Source organism: Gluconobacter sphaericus NBRC 12467 (assembly GCF_006539125.1).
Classification (GTDB): Bacteria; Pseudomonadota; Alphaproteobacteria; order Acetobacterales; family Acetobacteraceae; genus Gluconobacter; species Gluconobacter sphaericus.
This window is the reverse complement of record NZ_BJMK01000001.1, coordinates 358966-377968: the sequence shown is the minus strand read 5'-3', so window position 1 is coordinate 377968 and position 19003 is coordinate 358966. Positions and strand designations below refer to the sequence as shown.

Here is a 19003-nt window from a genome sequence, read left to right as displayed (position 1 = left end):
GCACCTTCATGCCCCTGCCCACCGCCGAAAATGCCAGCCCCGCGATGGCCCAGTGGTTCGACCTCAAACATCAGGAACCTGATGCGCTCCTGTTCTTCCGCATGGGCGATTTCTACGAGCTGTTCTTCTCCGATGCGCAGGCCGCCGCCATGGCGCTCGATATTGCGCTGACCGCCCGAGGCACCCACCAAGGCGAACCAATCCCCATGTGCGGCGTGCCCGTCGCCGCCGCCCCGGCCTATCTGTCGCGCCTGATCCGTCGTGGCTTCCGCGTCGCCGTCGCCGAACAGACCCAGACACCCCCGAAAAAAGGCGAAAAACCGCAGAAAGGCCCGCTGTCCCGCGCCATCGTCCGCGTCGTCACCCCCGGCACCCTGACCGAAGACGAACTGCTCGAAGCCGGACGCGCCAACCTGCTCCTCGCCATTGCCCGCAGCCCCGAAAAACGCACGAAAACAATCGGCGCGGCGTGGATCGACATCTCTACCGGCGCCTTCGAAACCGCTTCGGTCCCCGAAACCGCCCTGCCGGAACTGATGGCCCGGCTCGACGCCGCCGAGATCCTGTCCGAACCCGACCTGATCCCGCCGGACTACGCGTCCCGCCTGGCCCCCGTCGCCGTCCCGCCGACACTCGACAGCGCCCGCACCCTCGTCGCTCGCGCCTATGGCGTCGCCCAGATCGACGCCCTGGGGGACTTCCCGCCCGAACAGGCCATCGCCTGCGCCATGGCCCTGAACTACGTCCAGCGCAGTCAGGCCGGAGCACTCCCGCGTCTCTCCCGCCCCATCCCGCAGGGCACGGACGGCGTCCTGGGCATCGACCCCGCCACCCGCGCCAGCCTCGATATCCTGCGCACCCGCGACGGAGAGACGAAACACAGCCTCCTCGGCGCCGTCACCCGCACCGCCACAGCCGCAGGCTCCCGCCTCCTCGCCCAGTGGCTCGCCTCGCCCCTAACTGACGCTACCGCAATCACGGACCGCCAGAACGGCTGGCTCTGGCTCCAATCCATTCCCGGCCTGTCCGGCGCACTCGGCGACATCCTGCGCCGCACGCCAGACCCCGCCCGCGCCCTGGGCCGCATCTCGGCCGGTCGCGGCCAGCCGCGTGATCTCGCCGCCATCCGCGACACGCTAATCGCCGCCAACGACATCACCGCCCTGTTCCAGCCCGTCTGCGACCAGAACACCCCCACGCTGATCCGCACCCTCACCGCAGGCCTGTACGGCCGCGCCGACACCCTGCTGGAACAGCTTCAGGCTGCCGTCGCCGAAACACTTCCCGCGCGCATTGAAGACGGTGGCTTCATCGCCCCCGGCTACAACACGGAACTGGACCGCTATCGCGGCCTTCGTGACGAAAGCCGCCGCATCATCGCCAACATGCAGGGTGACCTGTCCGAAAAATTCGGCGTCTCAAACCTCAAGATCAAACACCACGCGCAGCTCGGCTACGTCATCGAAGTCCCGTCCGCAGCCGGCACAAAACTCCGCGACAACCCGGAGCTGTCCTTCCGTCAGGGCACAGCCAGTCTTGCCCGCTTCTCGACAGAAGAACTCGCCGGCCTGGACCGCGCCATCCTCGAAGCCGCCGACAAAGCCTCTGCACTCGAACGCCGCATCTTCGCCGAGCTCTGCGCCCGTATCCTGCAAACCCCGGCCCTCGATGATGTCGCGGAATTTCTGGCTCTCGCAGACGTCCTGCGCTCCTGCGGCCTGCTCGCGGAAGGCGGCTCATGGTGCCGCCCCACCGTCACGGACGGCACGGAATTCAACCTCGTCGCCTGCCGCCACCCGGTCGTCGAAGCCGCACTGGCCGAATCGGGAAGCGCGGATGCCCGTTTCATCCCCAATGACTGCGCCCTGCCGCCCGAACACCGTGCCATGCTGCTCACGGGCCCGAACATGGCGGGCAAATCGACATTCCTGCGTCAGACCGCTCTTGCCGTCATTCTTGCACAGGCCGGTCTTCCCGTTCCGGCAAAATCCGCCCAGATCGGCGTCGTGGACCGCCTGTTCTCACGCGTCGGCGGCGCGGACGACCTCGCCCGGGGCCGCTCGACCTTCATGGTCGAAATGACCGAGACAGCCGCGATTCTCAATCAGGCCGGTCCAAAATCCCTCGTCGTCGTGGACGAAATCGGGCGTGGCACTGCAACCCTCGACGGCCTGTCCATCGCATGGGCCACACTCGAAGCCCTGCACACACAGCTCGGCTCACGAACAATCTTTGCAACGCATTTCCATGAACTCGGGGCCCTGACCGAATTTCTACCCCGCCTCTCCCCCTACACGATGGCCGTGAAAGAATGGCGTGGCGAAGTGATCTTCCAGCACGAGGTCCGCCCCGGTGCCGCCCGCAAGAGCTGGGGCCTGCATGTCGCAAAACTGGCCGGAATCCCTCAAGCCGTCGTTAACCGCGCCAGCCGCCTCCTCACCCAGTTCGAGCGCGAACAGGCCGATTCCCGCTCGTCGCTGCCGCTTTTCGAAGCCGTGACGCCCCCAGAAACACCCCTTCAGACCGACACCATAACGCCCCCCGCACCCACCCCGCTGGAAGACGCGCTCCGGGCTCTGAACCCCGATGAACTCTCTCCCCGGGACGCGCTGGATGCGCTATACGAACTGAAACGCCTCGCCTTATGAAACGGCACTTGAAAGAAACCTCTTTCTGGGGCGAAACTCCCTCCCTCTCCTTCGCTGACGATACGGATAAGCCCCTGTCTGACCGAACCGCCCCCCCCTCGTGCGACCCGGCATCCTCCCTGCAAACCGCTCTCGACGCGGCTGCGGCACAGGGGCAAACGACCCGCGAGAACGTCCTCTCGATCCTGCGGCGGCATCTCGGCAGCGGTAACGCCACTGTCCGTCGCGAGTTCGAAAAGCGCAGAATGTCGGGAATCGACGCCGCCCGCGCCCTCGCCCATCAGGCCGACGACATAGTCTGCGCGCTGGCCGAACTCGCCGCACAGAAACACGATGCTCCCGGCGAGACCCTCTGTCTCTGCGCCACCGGCGGGTACGGTGCAGGACTTCTCGCCCCCTTCAGCGACATCGACATCCTCTTCCTGATCCCCGGTGATCCGACCCCGGCCATGACCGCCCGGATCGAATTTATCCTCTACGCCCTGTGGGATCTCGGCCTGCGCGTCGGCCACGCCACACGCTCCATCGCCGAATGCGTCCGCGACGCCGACAGCGACCTCACCATCCGCACCGCCCTTCTCGATCTGCGCTTCCTGCACGGTGATCGCGACCTCGCCCGCGATCTGCGCTGCGCCTTGGGCATCGATCTGCAAAACGATCGGCTCTGCGAGTTCGTCATGGGCAAGATCGCCGAACGCGAACAGCGTCACCGCCGATTTGGCGACAATCCTTACATGGTCGAACCTAATATCAAGGAAGGCCGCGGCGGCCTGCGCGACCTGCAAACCCTGAACTGGATGGGCCGTGCTGCCCTGGGTTGCGCCGTCTCCACCCCGGACCGCAATGGCCAGCCCGCCGAAGCCCCACAGACACCGTCCTTCGCCTCCTTCGGTCTACTGACAGACCGCGAATCCCTGCGCGCCCGCCGCTCATGGGACTTCCTGTGGACGGTCCGCCTGCACCTGCACTACATCACCGGTCGCGCAGAGGAACGACTGACCTTCGACGTCCAGCCCGTCATCGGCGGCCGCATGGGCTATGCCACGCACGGCCGCCAGCGCGGCGTCGAGCGATTCATGCGGCACTATTTTCTGACGGCCCGTGATGTCGTGCGCCTCACCAGCGTGCTGCAACCCGTTGTGCTGATGCATCTTCAGGACCAGACCACCGGCGAGCCGCCCAAAATCATCCCCGGCCCCGAAGAGTTCCAGACCATTGCCGGCCGCGTCTCCCCCATCGAGCCCGTGACCTTCGCATCGCAGCCCCGCGAGATGTTCCGCCTGCTCGACTGCGGCCGCCGCCACGACCTGCCCCTGCATCCCATCGCGATGCAGCAGATTATCCGCAACGAACGCCACGCCGTTGCCCTGCGCGACGATCCCGAAACCGCGAAAATCTTTCTGGATCTGCTCTGCGAGCCGAGTGCAGACGAAACCAAAGCCGTTCCGTTCTGGCTCCCGATCCTGAACGAAACCGGCCTTCTCGGCCGCCTCCTACCGGACTGGTCCCGCGTTGTCGGGCAGATGCAATTCGACAGCTATCATATCTATACGGTTGATGAGCACATCGTCGAAGCCGTGCGCATGATGGGCCAGATCGAAGCCGGTCGCATGGCGGACGAAATCCCCCTGGCCTACACACTGGCCAGCGACCTGCGGTCCCGACGTGCGCTTTACGTCGCCGTCCTGCTGCACGATATCGGCAAGGGACGCGGCGGCGACCATTCCGAAATCGGCGCCGACCTCGCGCTCACGATCTGTCCGCAGCTCGGCCTTGATCCCGAAGAAACCGATACCGTCTCCTGGCTGGTCCTGCATCACCTTCTCCTCTCCCAGACTGCCTTCACCCGCGACATCGACGATCCCCGCACGATCCTCGACCTCGCCGACACCATCCAGTCCCCCGAACGTCTGCGTCTCCTCCTGCTCCTCACCATCGCCGACATACGCGCCGTCAGCCCGAAGGTCTGGAACGCCTGGAAAGCCACCCTCCTGCGCGAGCTCTTCTCCCGCGTCGCCGAGGTACTGGAGGGCGGACTGGCCGCCACCGAACGCGACAGCCGCGTCAACCATGCCCGCGAACTTGCCCGTGACGGCCTTACGGGCACCCTGCCAGAAAGCAGCATCGACCGTTTTCTGGACCTTGGCTATCCGAGCTACTGGCTCGGCTTCGACACCGACACGCAGATGCGCCACGCCCGCATGGTCCATGACTCAGACCGCTACCGTTCTCCGGTCACGGTCGAAGCCTACCCCATTCCCGAACGCGGCGTCACCGAACTCACAGTGCTCTGCGCCGATCATCCGGGCCTGTTCTCCCAGATTGCGGGCGCTCTCGCCGTAGCAGGCGCATCCATCGTCGACGCCCGCATTCACACACTGAGCGACGGCATGGCGCTCGACACGTTCTGGGTGCAGGACGGCGAAGGCTGCTCCTTCGAGGAACCACACCAGCTCGGCCGCCTGAACCATCTCGTGGAACAGGCCCTCTCAGGTCGCCTCGACATCCGCAAAGGCATCGAAGACGCCAACCATCACAGCACATCACGCCGAATGCGCGCGATCCACGTGCCGCCCCGCGTCGTCATCGACAATACGGCTTCAGACCGTCACACGGTTATCGAAGTCAACGGCCGCGACCGTCCCGGCCTGCTGCACGACGTCACCTCCGCCCTCAGCAGCGCGTCACTCCAGATTTCCTCGGCCCATATCACGACCTACGGCATGCGCGCCGTGGACGTATTCTATGTGCGGGACCTTCTGGGCATAAAGATCACCGATCCGGTCCGCCTCGCCGGCCTGCGCGAAACCCTGCTCGCCTCTCTCACAAGCTCTCCGGTCACTGCACCCGCGAACTGAGCGCTTGCGCAACCTCCCGCAGCACGGCCTCCCATCCCGCGGTAACCGCCGCGCCGGAGGGTGGCCGGAACTGCCGGACACCCCCGTACCAATCCACATCCTTCCACCGCCAGTCGCCCCCCTCGCGATTGAGCAACCATAACGGCCGTCCCAGCGCACCCGCGACATGCGCCACCAACGTATCCACGCTGACCACCAGCGCACACCGCCCCACCTCCCGCGCCAGATCCATAGGCGCCTCCAGTGACACCCGCTCCATCCAGCCCGGCGCATCGCCCGGCTGAAGCGCCACGAACCGTACGTCACGAACCTGCTGCAACGCGTCCAGACACCCAACCGGAACCGACCGCCGGCGATCAAACCGATAGGACAGATTCCCCGACCAGCAGACCCCGATCCGCCTGGCCTCCGGCTTTTCCGAAACCGCCAGATACGGTTCCGTTGACGGCACATCATCCATCCCAAGCACCGCCGGCAAACTCAGCAGACTAACCTCTGCCACCACCGGCCCTTCGGCTGGCAAAATCCGCCCCTGATCCAGCTCCGGCATCAGTTCCGCCAGCGCAGCAGCCCGTAACCTCAGCCGCAACGGACGCCTCTTTGCCGCCAGTGTCAGAAAGCGCAAAAACTGCACCTCATCGCCCAGCCCCTGCTCCCCCACAACAGCCACAGGCTCCTCTCCCGTCGAGCCGTCCCATTGCGGAACATCCGAAACCAGACGCAGCAGGGACCGGCGACTCTCGAAATCCCGCCAACCTTCCGCAAACTTCCCTTGTCCCAGCAGAATGGTCGCACGGTTGAAGCGCGCCCGATCTGCCTCCTCTCCGCTCTCGCGCATCACAATCGCCCCGAAAAGCGCCTCGGCCTCTTCCAGACGTCCGATTTCCATCAGCACTGTCCCGAGACTGTTGGCGATCCGCCCATCCGAAGGCCGGAGTTGCAGTGCCTCCTGCAACGTCTCACAGGCCGCGCAAAGATCGCCCAGCGCCATCTTCACCAGCCCCAGACTGTTGAGGGTCTCCGCAGTTCGCGCACCCTGCTCACAGGCCTTTGACAGGACTGTCACCGCTTCGTCGAACGCATTTCTGACGAATAACGCCGCCCCCAGATTAGCCAGCGCGTGCCCATCCTGCGGCCTGTGTTGCACGACTTTCCGGAACTGTCCGATTGCCTGCTCCGCCAGCCCGTCATCCAGGAATAACGCTCCGAGACGCGTTCTCACGACAGTGTCATCTGCTGAGAGAGCAACTGCTTTTTCTAGCGCCGCACGCGCCTCGCCCCGACGCCCCAGCCTTTCAAAAGCCTCCCCCAGAGCCGCATGCGCACGCGGATCGGACGGCTGCAGAATTACTGATACATTCAATGCCGCGCGCGCCGCTTCGGCATGCCCCTGAGCTATAAGCGCAAGCCCCAGCGTAATATGCATCCTGGCCTTCCGATCAGGAGAGATGCCATTTTTCTGCAACGCCAGCCCCACCAGCGCGATAGCCGTAGCATCCTGCCCGCGCGCACGCGCCAGACAGGCCATCCCATGCAGGGCGTCGGGCTGCCCCGGCTCCCTGGCCAGGATATTACGAAAACCTTCCTCCGCGCCGACGAGGTCTCCTGCACGGAAGCGGACAAAGGCGGCTTCGGTCGGATCGGCAGAAAACAGAGACATTAATTAACTCTTTGTGCTCAGAAATTGCCACAAAATCCAGATAGACAGACGTTAACGAAGTTTTCACAGTTATTTGGTCAAATCGTAAATCCAAGTACCATGCCAGAGGTTTTCAGACGATGCATCTTGAACAGAGAACAGGTCCGGTACCGGGTCTGGTGTACGCGACGGTCCGACAGGGAATGACCACCCGGACATTCCCCATCGAGGTGCGGCGGACTGCTTCAGGTCATTACATCTCCCGCATGCCTGATAACCGATGGTCAATCGAGTGCCTGACCGTCGAAGCCGCCCTCTTGATGCACGCTGCCGTCCTTTTTCCGGTCGAGCATGAACTTGCACCCTGGCTTTCCAACCCAAGGCCCGCACCTTTCGCGGTCAATCACATCCCGAGCTCCATTAAAAGTCCGATTACTGAAGGCCAGGAACCGCAAATCAGCGCCCCATCCAAGTCAAAAGTGGACTCCTGACTGCACTTCTGACTTGCCAAAGACGGTTAGCAGAGCAATGTCAGAAGCATGAAAACCCGTCTCCTGCACGTCGCCGCCACTACTGGCCTTGCGGCACTGGCCGTCATGGCCACCCCCGCCAGAGCGGATCATCCCTGGCAGGACGCTCCCGTTCAGGCGTCCATCACAGCAGACGCAACGATCCCGGGCCTACAGCCCACAACGCTGCTCGCCGCCGAAAACGGAACCTATCTGGCCCTCGACGCCAACGGACATCCCGTCCGGATCGACGCCACCAATACGGCCTCTCCCCTTCCCGGCCCCAATCAGCTCACGGACCACCTGGTCACACTGACCCGGTCCGGCACTGATCTGTGGGGCCTGACAGCCGGTGCACAGCCGGCCCTCCTCCGGATGTCGCAGGACGGATCGGTCCTGTCCCGTATTCCCCTGAGTGGCGCCACGGTCCAGGGCAGCAATCTGATCGCCCTTCAGATCCACGATACCCACGCCTATCTGGCTGACGAAGGCAAACCCGCCCTCGTCGTGGCAAACCTCCAGACCGGCAAGGCCACCCGCTTCCTGCCCTATGACATGTCCCTCACCGGCCGCCACCCGCTCCTGCGCAACAACCAGCCGCGCATGGGCCCCGACGGACATCCCATGGCCGGCGGCAATGTGCGCTTCCTTATGCTGGACGCGAAAGGCCAGTGGCTGTTCTACCAGCCCGCCTGCGGCCCCATGTCCCGCATCGATACCGCACTCCTGACCGACACGGACTTCACCGCAGTCGAACAGCTCGACGGCATCACCGAATGGCGAACCACACCCAGTCTCGGCGGCGCAACCCTGACGCCAGACAACGTCTTCTACCTGTCCGACATCACCATCGGCAGCATCCTGAAATTCGGCCCTGACCGTATCCCGCTGCGGATCCTGAAGGACCCGCGCCTCTTCGATGCGGGCGCGCCCGCCATCTCCGACAGCCATCAGATGGCCGTTCTGGTCACGGAAGATGGCACAACCCACATTCTCCGCATCGCCTTGCTCTGACAGGACGTGATATAAAATCCCCCATGCGCTACCGATCGACCCGCGGCGAGCTGACCGCCGACGCCCCGAACTTCTCTGACATCCTTCTCGCCGGCCTCGCGGGAGATGGTGGTCTCTACATGCCGGAGAGCTGGCCAAAGATCAGCCCGCAGACCCTGCGCGAGTGGCGTACGCTCTCCTATCCGGACCTCGCCGCCGAAGTCATCGCCCTGTTCACCGAAGGCGCGATCGACGTCGAAACCCTGCGCGGGATGACGCGTGACGCCTACGCGGATTTCGACCACGCCGCCGTGGTTCCACTGGTCGAAGTCGAGCAGGATCTCTATTCCCTCGAACTGTTTCACGGCCCGACGCTCGCCTTCAAGGACATGGCGATGCAGATGCTCGGCCGCCTGTTCGATCATGTCCTGACCCAGCGCAACCGCCATGTCACGATCGTCGGCGCGACCTCCGGCGACACTGGCTCGGCCGCCATCGAGGCCTGCCGTGGCCGCGAACGCCTCTCCGTCGTCATCCTGCATCCCAAGGGCCGCACTTCTGACGTCCAGCGCCGCCAGATGACGACCGTTCAGGATGACAACATCCTCAACATCGCCGTCGAGGGCGATTTCGATACCTGTCAGGATCTAGTCAAGGCGATGTTCGCCGACCACGCTTTCCGCGACGAGGTCTCGCTCTCAGCTGTCAATTCCATCAACTGGGCCCGCATCGCAGCCCAGATCCCGTATTACGTCCGCGCAGCCCTCGCCCTCGGCGCACCGGACCGCGAAGTCTCCTTCTCGGTCCCGACCGGAAATTTCGGCAACGTCCTCGCTGCCTGGGCAGCAAAGCAGATGGGCCTACCCATCAAAAAGCTTTGCATCGGCTCCAACCGCAACGACATCCTCACGCGCTTCGTCATCGACAACGACATGAGCGTCCGTACTGTCGAACCCAGCCTCTCGCCATCGATGGACATTCAGGTGTCATCCAACTTCGAACGCCTGCTGTTCGAACTGCTGGACCGCAACGCCACACGCTGCGCCGCCATCATGCGGGAGTTCCGCGAAACCGGCCGCATGGCCGTCCCGCATGACGCCTGGACCCGCATGAACGAGCTCTTCGAGGGCATGACCCTCACCGACGAACAGACCAGCGAAGCCATGCGCCTGTTCTATAACGAAAGCCTCTACCTCGCGGACCCGCACAGCGCGATCGGCCTCGCCGTCGGCAAACGCTTCCAGGAACCCGGCATCCCCATGGTCGCGGCCGCCACAGCCCACCCCGCCAAGTTCCCGGACGCCGTGGTCGCGGCCACCGGCATCCACCCCAAACTTCCGCCGCACCTGTCCGACCTGTTCGAGCGCACCGAACGTTACGAGTGCATGGACAGCCAGATTGCCGGCCTTCAGGACGCCGTCCGCGCCCATATCAAGCGCGGCTGATCCTCAGAATAATACAGGCTCCCCAACCGGGGGGCCTGCCTTCCTGCGACAATACGGAACCTCATGCCCGATACGATTGAAGTCACCAGACTCGATAACGGCCTGACCATCATCACCGAACAGATGGACCGCGTTGAAACCGTGTCTTTCGGAGCCTATGTCTCCATCGGCACCCGCGACGAGACCGCCGCCAATAATGGCGTCTCCCACTTCCTCGAACACATGGCCTTCAAGGGCACCGAGCGTCGCTCGGCCGCGCAGATCGCGGAAGACATCGAAAATGTCGGCGGCTACATCAACGCCTATACCGCCCGCGAAACCACAGCCTATTACGTCAAGCTGCTGAAGAACGACCTCGCGCTCGGTGTCGACATCATCGGCGATATCCTGACCCACAGCACGTTTCTGGACGCTGAAATCGAGCGTGAACGCGGCGTGATCCTTCAGGAAATCGGTCAGGCCAACGACACGCCCGATGACATCATCTTCGACCAGTTCCAGGAACGTGCCTTCCCGGAACAGCCCATGGGCCGCCCCACACTGGGCACCGAAGACCTCGTCTCGACCATGACGCGTGACACGCTCATGTCCTACATGCGTGAGCATTACACGACCCACAACGTCACCATCGCCGCCGCCGGAAACCTGCATCATCAGCAGGTCGTCGATCTGGTGAAGGAACACTTCCGCGACCTCCCCACCCATCAGACGCCCCGCCCCCGCGCGGCCGCATATGAGGGCGGCGAACTGCGCACGACCCGCGAACTGGATCAGGCCCATCTCGTCATGGGTTTCCCGTCGGTCAGCTACATGCACCCCGACCATTACGCGGTCATGATCCTCTCGACGCTCCTCGGCGGCGGCATGTCCTCACGCCTGTTCCAGGAAATCCGTGAGCGCCGCGGCCTGGTCTACAGCGTCTATTCCTTCGCCTCTCCCTTCAGCGACAGCGGCCTGTTCGGGCTCTACGCCGGCACGGGCGAGGAGCAGGCTGCCGAACTCGTCCCCGTCATGATCGACGAACTCAAGCGCCTTCAGGACGGCCTGAGCGAAGCGGAGCTCTCCCGCGCCCGTGCCCAGCTCAAATCCTCGCTCCTGATGTCGCTGGAAAGCACCGGCAGCCGCTGTGAACAGCTCGCCCGCCAGATCCAGGTCCATAACCGCCCGGTCCCGACGTCCGAAACCGTTGCGAAAATCGATGCCGTGACGGAAGCCGACATCCTGCGCGTCGCCCGCACCATTTTCTCCGGCACACCGACCTTCACCGCCATCGGCCCCGTCGGCAACATGCCCTCGCTCGAGGATATCACAGCAAGGCTCGCCGCATGACCGCAACGCCCGTCGAAGCCCTCCTCGCCGCAGCCCGCCGCCATGGCGCAGACCGCGCGGACGCTATTCTCGTCCGCGACGAGTCTGAATCCGCGCTCGTCCGCAAGGGCGTCCCCGAAGGCATCGAGCGTTCCGAGAGCGTTGCCCTCGGCCTGCGCGTCTTCCGTGGCAAGCGCGCGGCCACGGTTTCGACGAGCGTTCTGAACAAGGCCGAGTTCGACCGTCTGGCCGAACAGGCCTGCGCAATGGCCCTGGTCGTCCCCGAAGACCAGTATGCCGGCCTCGCCGAATCTGCCCTTCAGGGCCATTTCGACGCCGCCGGACTGGACCTCGAATGCAGTTCCTCGCCGAGCATGGACGACCTCCTCGCCCGCGCCCGCGAAGCCGAAGACACCGCCCTGTCCTTCGAAGGCATCACCAACACCAACGGCGCCTCCGCCGGTCACGGCCGCACCTCGGTCGCACTCGGCACCTCGGCAGGCTTCTTCGGCGCCTACAGCCGCACCGCACACTCCACCAGCGCCAGCGTCCTCGCCGGTGAGGGGGCCACGATGCAGCGCGACTACGCCTATCGCAGCGCCGTACATCTCGAAGACCTCGAAAGCGCGACCATCATCGGCCGCGAAGCCGCCGAACGGGTGCTGGCGCGCGTCAATCCCGGCCGTCCCCGCACCGGCACCTACAGCGTGATCTACGACCCGCGTGTCTCCGCCACGCTGCTCGGCCATCTGGTCGGCGCCATCAACGGGGCCGCCATCGCACGGGGCACATCCTTCCTCAAGGACAGCCTCGGCAAGCAGATCCTCTCTGCAGGCCTGACCGTCCATGACGACCCCCGCCGTATCCGCGGCGCCGCCTCCCGTCCTTTCGACGCCGAAGGCTGCGCTGCCCTGCCGCTGGACCTGATCACGAACGGCATCCTCCAGACCTGGCTGCTCGACTCCCGCAGCGGTCGCCAGCTGAACATGCCCACGAACGGCCGCGCCAGCCGTGGCGTCGCCTCGCCGCCCTCCCCAAGTGTGACAAATCTTCATCTCGCACCTGGAACCCTTTCTTCCGAGGCACTGCGTTCCGATATCAGTGAAGGGATCCTGATCACGGAGCTCATGGGCTCGTCGGTCAACATGCTGACCGGCGATTACAGCCGTGGCGCTTCAGGCTTCATGATCCGCAACGGCGAAGTTGCCGAACCCGTCGCCGAACTCACGGTCGCGGGCAACCTGAAAGACATGTTTGCCCGCATGATTCCGGGCAGTGATCTAATGTTCCGGCAGAGCGTTAACGCGCCAAGCATCCGGATCGACGGCATGAACATTGCAGGACTTTGATGCGTAAATTCCGACTTTCTACGACCGCCCTCGCCCTCCTCTGCGCTGTCAGCCTCGGCGCGCTGGGAACAGCGGATGCGCGCCCGGGCGGCGGCAGCTCCATCGGAAGCCGCGGCTCCCACACCTGGAGCGCCCCGCCGCGCACATCCATCACGCCCGGCTGGGCCCGCCCGATGGACCAGTCCGCCACCCCACGTCCGTCGCCCAATTATGGCTCACCGGGCTATGGCTTTCCAGGCCGCCCGATGCCCGGTTACGGCACCCCCGCCTACAGACCCTCCTACCCTGTCCGCCATCCGTTCCTAAGCGGATTTGCAGGCGGCTTCCTGGGCGCAGGCCTGTTCGGTCTGCTGAGCGGCCACGGCGTTATGGGCGGCATGACCGGCGGCACGTCTTTCTTCGGCTTCCTGTTACAGGTTCTCATCATTGGCGGCCTGATCGCCTTCGTCCTGCGCATGTTCGGTAACCGTGGTCAGCGCAGCCCGCTAGGCATGCCCTCTTCCGCAGGCGCATCCCCCTTCGGCAACGCAGGCGGCAGCACACCTGTGACACTGACCAATGACGACTACCTGAGCTTCCAGCGCCTTCTGCTCGACATCCAGGCCGCCTGGAGCGCACAGAACATGCGCGCCCTCGCCAGCATGGCGACCCCGGAAATGACGGGCTATTTCAACGCCCAGCTTTCCGATCTCGCGAGCCGTGGCGCACGCAACATCGTCTCCAACGTTCAGTTCCAACGAGGCGACCTTTCCGAAGCCTGGCGCGAAGGTAGCCTGACCTACGCCACAGTCGCCATGCGCTACTCCATGACGGACGTCACCACGGACTCCATGGGCAACGTCATCGACGGCAGCTCTACCGAGCCCGTCACCGTGACCGAACTCTGGACCTTCGTCCGCGCCGATGGTCGCGGCAACTGGATCCTCTCCGCCATCCAGCAAGCTGGCTGAGCAAACCCCAAAACAGAAAAAGGCCCGGGAAATCCCCGGGCCTTTTTTATTGCCTGAATAAGCAGCAAAATCCCGGCTATTACAGCCGCGTCAGCGTAATCACGTAAAAGATGACAGCCAGTAGTACCACACCGCCAACAATCCCCGTAATCCTGCTCAGACGCCGCTTGCGGGCAAGATCAATATCAGTGGTCATGCTCATCCGATCAGAACCCGGTCAACCAGTAGCCCACAGAACAGCAGGAAAAGATAGGCCAGCGAATACCGAAACGCGAAACGCGCCGGCTTGTCTGCCGTAAGGCTCACCCCTTCCGCATCCTGCTGATCCATCAGGACCCGGAACGCACACAGAATAAATCCCAAATCCAGCAGACTGGTCACAACCGTATAGGTCAGCCCAACCTCATGCACGAAACTCGGCACCAGTGAGACGGCCGTAAGAATGAACGTGTATATCAGGATCTGCCACCGCGTATGACGCGCACCCTTCACGACCGGCAGCATCGGAATGCCCGCCTTGCCGTAATCCTTGCACGCATAAAGTGACAGCGACCAGAAATGCGGCGGGGTCCACAGAAAGACGATCGCAAACATCGCCACCGGCAGCACAGCCATGGAATTCATGGTCGCCGCCCAGCCGATCATCGGCGGGAACGCACCCGCAGCCCCACCAATCACAATGTTCTGCGGCGTGCTCCGCTTGAGCCACATCGTGTAGATGACGCTGTAAAAGAAAATCGAGAATGCGAGGATGCCGGCCGCCAGTGCATTCGTCGCCAGCCACAGCACAACCACGGACAGAGCCGACAGCACAACGCCATAAACCAGCGCAGCCTGCTCCGGCATCCGCCCGTCGGGAATGGGCCGCACGACCGTCCGTTTCATAATCGCGTCAATGTCGCGATCATACCACATGTTGATCGCACCCGCGGCGCCTGCCCCGATGCAGATGCACAGAATAGTAATCAGTCCGATGGGAATGGACGGCCAGCGCGGCGCCACAGCCATGCCCGCAGCGCCCGTAAACACCACCAGTGAAATCACGCGCGGCTTGAGAAGCGCCAACCATTCACGCAGGGACGGATCACCATCCTTGCCCGGAACGGAAAAAACCCCCGAAGGGGCCAAAGGTGTCGCCATATCGCTCATGCCGAGACCCGGGCACGCCCGGTCTCCCTCAGCAGGAACAGCCCGACCAGCCCAAAGGCCAGAAGACTGATCCCCATAAGAACCTCACCATAGATCATAACGCCCGGCACGATCGAACAGAACGCCCCGACCAACATCAGCCCGGCGTGCAGCCGGCTCATCATCACGGGGATCCGACGGGGCAGAAGCATCTCAACCCAAGCATAGAAGCCGCCGCAAAGCGCCATGATACCACCGAACGCCACAGCCGTATGATCGCCCGAATGTCCCGGCAGCCAGTCAGACAGCCATCCCGCCGTGAAAAGCAGAATGCTGCCAATCGCCCAGAGTGCGGCACCATCCAGATCCCGCTTCTGCTGCCACACATCCCGGCACAGCGCACAAATCAGTACCATCGACGGCACGATCTGCGTCACAACAACAAGGCTGGCCGTCACGCCAGCGGGAAGCGAGCCATAAAGCCCGTCCATCCACAGCAGCGGACCACCAATACCCATGATGCCAAAAACATAAGGCGCCACTACCCAGGAAGCGCCCCCATCGGACGAACGCGACAGCAGCGCTGACGCCACCAGCCCCAGAGCCGGCGTCAGCATCAGAGCAGTTTCCGGAAGATGCAGCGTCTCGATCAGGGCCGTGGTTGTAATCCCGTCCATCATGCCGCGCGTCACAACCGCTGCCAGAACCGGCGCCACGAGAACAACGCTGCAAGCGGTCGCCAACAGCGACCAGGCCAGCGGCGACATGTCGCGGAAACGGCAGGTCCGTCCCTCAACACAGGTAGTGATCACATCAATCGCTACAGCCAGGATCCCGACCGACCACAACAGCAGAGCTACGAACGGCAGAACCGGAAGCAGCACGACCCCGGAAGACAGAAACCCGAACCCGGCCATCGTCAGGCCCCGAAGCACCGTCCGGTTAATCCCCAGCGCAGACGGTAGAAGCCACTGGCCAAAACCACCCAGCGCGGCAGGGCACATGACGAAGAACGTCATGAGAATACCGTGGCAAAACGCCTGACCACTCGTGGGATGTGTCTGAAGCATTGGCAGAGCCAACGACCCGCCCAGCAAACCGGCAAAAAGTGCCAGCAGAATGAAAGACGTTCCGACTCGGCGGCTAGAACGGGCTGGGGCAGTATCGACGGCCTGATAAGTCATGATCTCGTAGTCGGTCCCTGAACTAGGAATACCGCAGCGAGCGTCGGAATACTCGGCGCCGACACAGGTGCGGAACCAAACGCCGATCAGGCGACCAGGGCTGCTGCGTCGCTTTTACTCTCGCATTGCGGCAATGTCACGAGTGTAAACAACCCCGCCGGCGGAACCGGCATCAGCGTGGCGCGGCGCAGATCTTCCGGCGGCAGCAGCGATTCAATGGCAAAATCCGGATGCCAGCCCAGCGAACGCGACGCGCGGGCCATACCCCGCTCGACCGAAAGACGCAGACCGCCCGTCGCCAGGAAGTGGTTGACGAACAGGATATGCCCACCCGGCTTCACGACACGCTTGAGCTCGGCCAGCAACCGGTCCGGATGCGGCACGACAGAGGCGACGAACATTGCAACGGCAATATCGAAGCTGTCGTCCTCGAACGTCGTGGCTTCTGCATCCATTTCCAGCAGGTCATCCACATTCGTCAGATGGTCCTGCAGAACGCGGATGCGTGCACGCTCCAGCATGTCTTCGGAAAGATCGATTCCCGTGATCCGCTTGTCGCGGGAATAGGACGGCAGGGCCAGCCCCGTTCCAACGCCGACTTCCAGAACCCTCTCGCCTGGCAGGGCATTGACCGCAGCCACTGCTCTCTTACGTCCGTACCCCGAAATACCGCCAAAAACAGTATCATAAACGCGGGCCCATCGACGATAAGCCGTCTTGACGGCTTCCGCGTCCAGTGCCGAACGCGGGGAAAGGGTTGAGGACATGATGATATGCGACCTTCTTTGTCCGCCCGGCCCTCAGCAGGCCAGAGCTGTCCGGAACATGTTCAATTGGCACCTTCTTGCCCTCCCGGATATGCATCTGGCAAGACACGCAGTGCGCAAGACGTTTCAAAGCGGTGCTTCAGACAGGCCCGAGGAGAACAATAGTGCTGATTTATTCCCTCGTAGGGATCACATTCATCATCTGGACAGGGATTTATTTCCTGTATTTCCGCCAGCAGGTTATCGCCTGGTTGAGCAACCGTCTCGGGAAAGACCGCCCCGTCCCCGTCGAGGACAATGCATCCGAAGACCAGCTTCCGTTCAGCTACACGCCCCCGCCCAAAGACGATCAATCCTGACCGCGCGCCTTAGGCCAGAACACGCCGCTCGATCGCATCCCAGATTAGCCCGGCGCTGTTGATCCCATCAAAACGGTCCAGCTCCTGCAGGCCGGTCGGCGATGTGACGTTGATTTCCGTCAGCCAGTTACCAATCACGTCGATCCCTGTGAAAATCAGGCCATGATCGCGCAGATACGGCCCGATCGACTCACAGATTTCCCTGTCCCGCGGCGTCAGTTCCACGCTCATGGCCCGACCGCCCACATGCATGTTCGACCGTGCCTCACCCGTCGCTGGAACCCGGTTGATCGCGCCAATCGCCTCGCCATCCACCAGGATGATGCGCTTGTCCCCCTGACGCACGGCCGGTTCGTAACGCTGGATCATGAGCGGCTCACGCGAACGCGCGAAATGCATCTCCAGCAACGCACCAAGATTCTCATCATCCGGCTTGATCCGGAAAATCCCCGATCCGCCATTGCCATAAAGCGGCTTGACGATGATGTCCTGATACTTCTCGCGGAACGCCAGAATTTCACGCGTATCCCATGTCACGAGCGTCGGCGGCATCAGATGTGGAAAATGCGTCACCAGCAGCTTTTCTGGCGCATTGCGCACGGCCACCGGATCATTCACCACCAGCGACCGCCCCTCACCCACGCCATGCACATGCTCAAGTATATGCGTAGCCGTAATGTAGCCCATGTCGAACGGCGGATCCTGGCGCATCAGGATCACATCCGTCTGCCCCAGGTCCAGCACCTGCTCCTCACCGAACGTCGCATGATTGCCCCGCTCGCGCCGCACCTCGACACGACGCGCGCGGGCCTGCACACGCCCACCTTTATCTTGCCCCTCGACAAGGCTCAGCGTCGTCACCGGATAAACCCACAGCTCATAGCCGCGTGCCTGCGCCTCAAGCATCATCGCAAACGTGGAGTCACCATCAATATTGACGTACTCCAGAGGATCCATCTGAACAGCAACGCGAAGAGAACGGGACATCGGAAAACTCCGGCAGGGAGAAAAGAGGAGTGGTCCAGTCCTCTGTAACCGCATGCCCCGGTTTTTCAAAATCCCTCTTCTGCGAAATTCCCACCCCTGACCGCCTCAAGACACGCCATATTCCAAGCCCTCCGTCCGGCGTAGCGATTCCGACAGGAAGCAACCTCTCGCAGCCGAAAAAACATCCCATCAGACTGCAAAATTCGAAATACAAGCAGAAAGCGCTCTCTCCGCAGACACGCCTATATTCCCGTTACAGTCCGCGCCACCAGGCAGCCCCTGCCCCTCGCGACCGAGCATACGATTAAGCATGGCTCTCGTCAGAAGACGCCGCAGCCACCGGATAAACAATCTTCAGAATCTCGATCTCGACCGGCCCACGCGGGGTCTGCAACATCGCAACATCGCCCACACGCGTCCGCATCAGCGCCCGCGCAACAGGCGACACCAAACTGACCTCCCCGCGCACCAGATCGGACTCGTCCACGCCAAGGATCGTCACGGTATGCTCGACGTCATCCTCGTCCACATACGTCACGGTCGCCCCGAAAAACACACGATCCCGCGTCGTCTGGGCCGCAGGATCCACGATCACCGCATTTTCCAACCGCTTGCCCAGAAACCGCATCCGCCGGTCGATCTCCCGCAACCGGCGCTTGCCGTACTGATAGTCCGCATTTTCTGAGCGATCGCCATTCCCCGCCGCCCAGGACACGATCTCCACAATCCGCGGCCGCTCCTTCTGCGCCAGCTCTTTCAGCTCAGCGCGCATAACGGCAGCCCCCTTCGGCGACAGATAATGCGACAGCGGCGTCTTCTCAGCCATGCGCCCAACCTGCCAAAAACGAAGGAACCCGCAACGAAAAACCCATGTTCAGA

Annotated in this window: 14 protein-coding genes; 8 read left to right on the top strand and 6 right to left on the bottom strand. The window is 63.0% G+C overall.

The window, feature by feature from the left end:
* Positions 1–8 precede the first annotated feature (8 nt).
* Complete coding sequence (gene mutS / locus GSP01_RS01740; protein ID WP_141349975.1) at positions 9–2648, top strand: DNA mismatch repair protein MutS; 2640 nt, start codon at positions 9–11, stop codon at positions 2646–2648.
* Positions 2649–2656: 8 nt separating this feature from the next.
* Positions 2657–5506, top strand: coding sequence for a [protein-PII] uridylyltransferase (locus GSP01_RS01735; protein WP_141349973.1), 2850 nt, complete (start codon positions 2657–2659; stop codon positions 5504–5506).
* Here the strand turns inward: GSP01_RS01735 and GSP01_RS01730 are convergent.
* The gene (locus GSP01_RS01730) at positions 5487–7166 is read right to left on the bottom strand and encodes a tetratricopeptide repeat protein (RefSeq protein ID WP_141349971.1); all 1680 of its coding nucleotides are present in this window, start codon (positions 7164–7166) and stop codon (positions 5487–5489) included. The two genes, GSP01_RS01735 and GSP01_RS01730, sit on opposite strands and share 20 nt — an antisense overlap.
* Before the next feature lie 518 nt (positions 7167–7684).
* On the opposite strand from GSP01_RS01730, the gene GSP01_RS01720 reads away from it, so the two are divergent.
* The 5 genes from GSP01_RS01720 to GSP01_RS01700 all read left to right on the top strand — a co-directional run bounded on the left by GSP01_RS01720 (position 7685) and on the right by GSP01_RS01700 (position 13699).
* Complete coding sequence (locus GSP01_RS01720) at positions 7685–8668, top strand: hypothetical protein (RefSeq protein ID WP_141349967.1); 984 nt, start codon at positions 7685–7687, stop codon at positions 8666–8668.
* A 23-nt stretch (positions 8669–8691) separates the two neighbouring features.
* Positions 8692–10092 carry a threonine synthase gene (gene thrC / locus GSP01_RS01715; protein WP_141349965.1) on the top strand — a complete coding sequence of 467 codons (1401 nt, stop codon included), beginning with the start codon at positions 8692–8694 and terminating at the stop codon, positions 10090–10092.
* Between the two features lie 63 nt (positions 10093–10155).
* Entirely contained in the window at positions 10156–11421 is a 1266-nt protein-coding gene (locus tag GSP01_RS01710; RefSeq protein ID WP_141349963.1) for a M16 family metallopeptidase, read from the top strand.
* Positions 11418–12749 (top strand): TldD/PmbA family protein, encoded by a 1332-nt coding sequence (locus tag GSP01_RS01705; protein ID WP_141349961.1) that lies wholly within the window; start codon positions 11418–11420, stop codon positions 12747–12749. Before GSP01_RS01710 ends, GSP01_RS01705 begins: the two co-directional genes overlap by 4 nt.
* On the top strand, positions 12749–13699 hold the full coding sequence (locus GSP01_RS01700) for a Tim44 domain-containing protein (protein WP_141349960.1): 951 nt from the start codon (positions 12749–12751) through the stop codon (positions 13697–13699). Before GSP01_RS01705 ends, GSP01_RS01700 begins: the two co-directional genes overlap by 1 nt.
* Before the next feature lie 198 nt (positions 13700–13897).
* On the opposite strand, the gene GSP01_RS01695 is transcribed toward GSP01_RS01700, so the two are convergent.
* The 3 genes from GSP01_RS01695 to GSP01_RS01685 all read right to left on the bottom strand — a co-directional run bounded on the left by GSP01_RS01695 (position 13898) and on the right by GSP01_RS01685 (position 16778).
* Positions 13898–14848 (bottom strand): heme o synthase, encoded by a 951-nt coding sequence (locus GSP01_RS01695; RefSeq protein ID WP_141349958.1) that lies wholly within the window; start codon positions 14846–14848, stop codon positions 13898–13900.
* The gene (locus tag GSP01_RS01690) at positions 14845–16011 is read right to left on the bottom strand and encodes a cbb3-type cytochrome c oxidase subunit I (RefSeq protein ID WP_141349956.1); all 1167 of its coding nucleotides are present in this window, start codon (positions 16009–16011) and stop codon (positions 14845–14847) included. The genes GSP01_RS01695 and GSP01_RS01690 overlap by 4 nt, the downstream gene beginning before the upstream one ends.
* An 86-nt stretch (positions 16012–16097) precedes the next feature.
* Positions 16098–16778 (bottom strand): class I SAM-dependent methyltransferase, encoded by a 681-nt coding sequence (locus GSP01_RS01685; RefSeq protein WP_141349954.1) that lies wholly within the window; start codon positions 16776–16778, stop codon positions 16098–16100.
* A 164-nt stretch (positions 16779–16942) separates the two neighbouring features.
* On the opposite strand from GSP01_RS01685, the gene GSP01_RS01680 reads away from it, so the two are divergent.
* Positions 16943–17137, top strand: a complete 195-nt coding sequence (locus GSP01_RS01680) for a hypothetical protein (protein ID WP_141349952.1) — start codon at positions 16943–16945, stop codon at positions 17135–17137.
* 9 nt (positions 17138–17146) lie between these two features.
* Here GSP01_RS01680 and gshB read toward each other — a convergent pair whose 3' ends face one another.
* Entirely contained in the window at positions 17147–18124 is a 978-nt protein-coding gene (gene gshB / locus GSP01_RS01675; protein WP_141349950.1) for a glutathione synthase, read from the bottom strand.
* A 304-nt stretch (positions 18125–18428) separates the two neighbouring features.
* Positions 18429–18950, bottom strand: a complete 522-nt coding sequence (gene greB / locus GSP01_RS01670) for a transcription elongation factor GreB (RefSeq protein ID WP_141349948.1) — start codon at positions 18948–18950, stop codon at positions 18429–18431.
* Positions 18951–19003 lie beyond the last annotated feature (53 nt).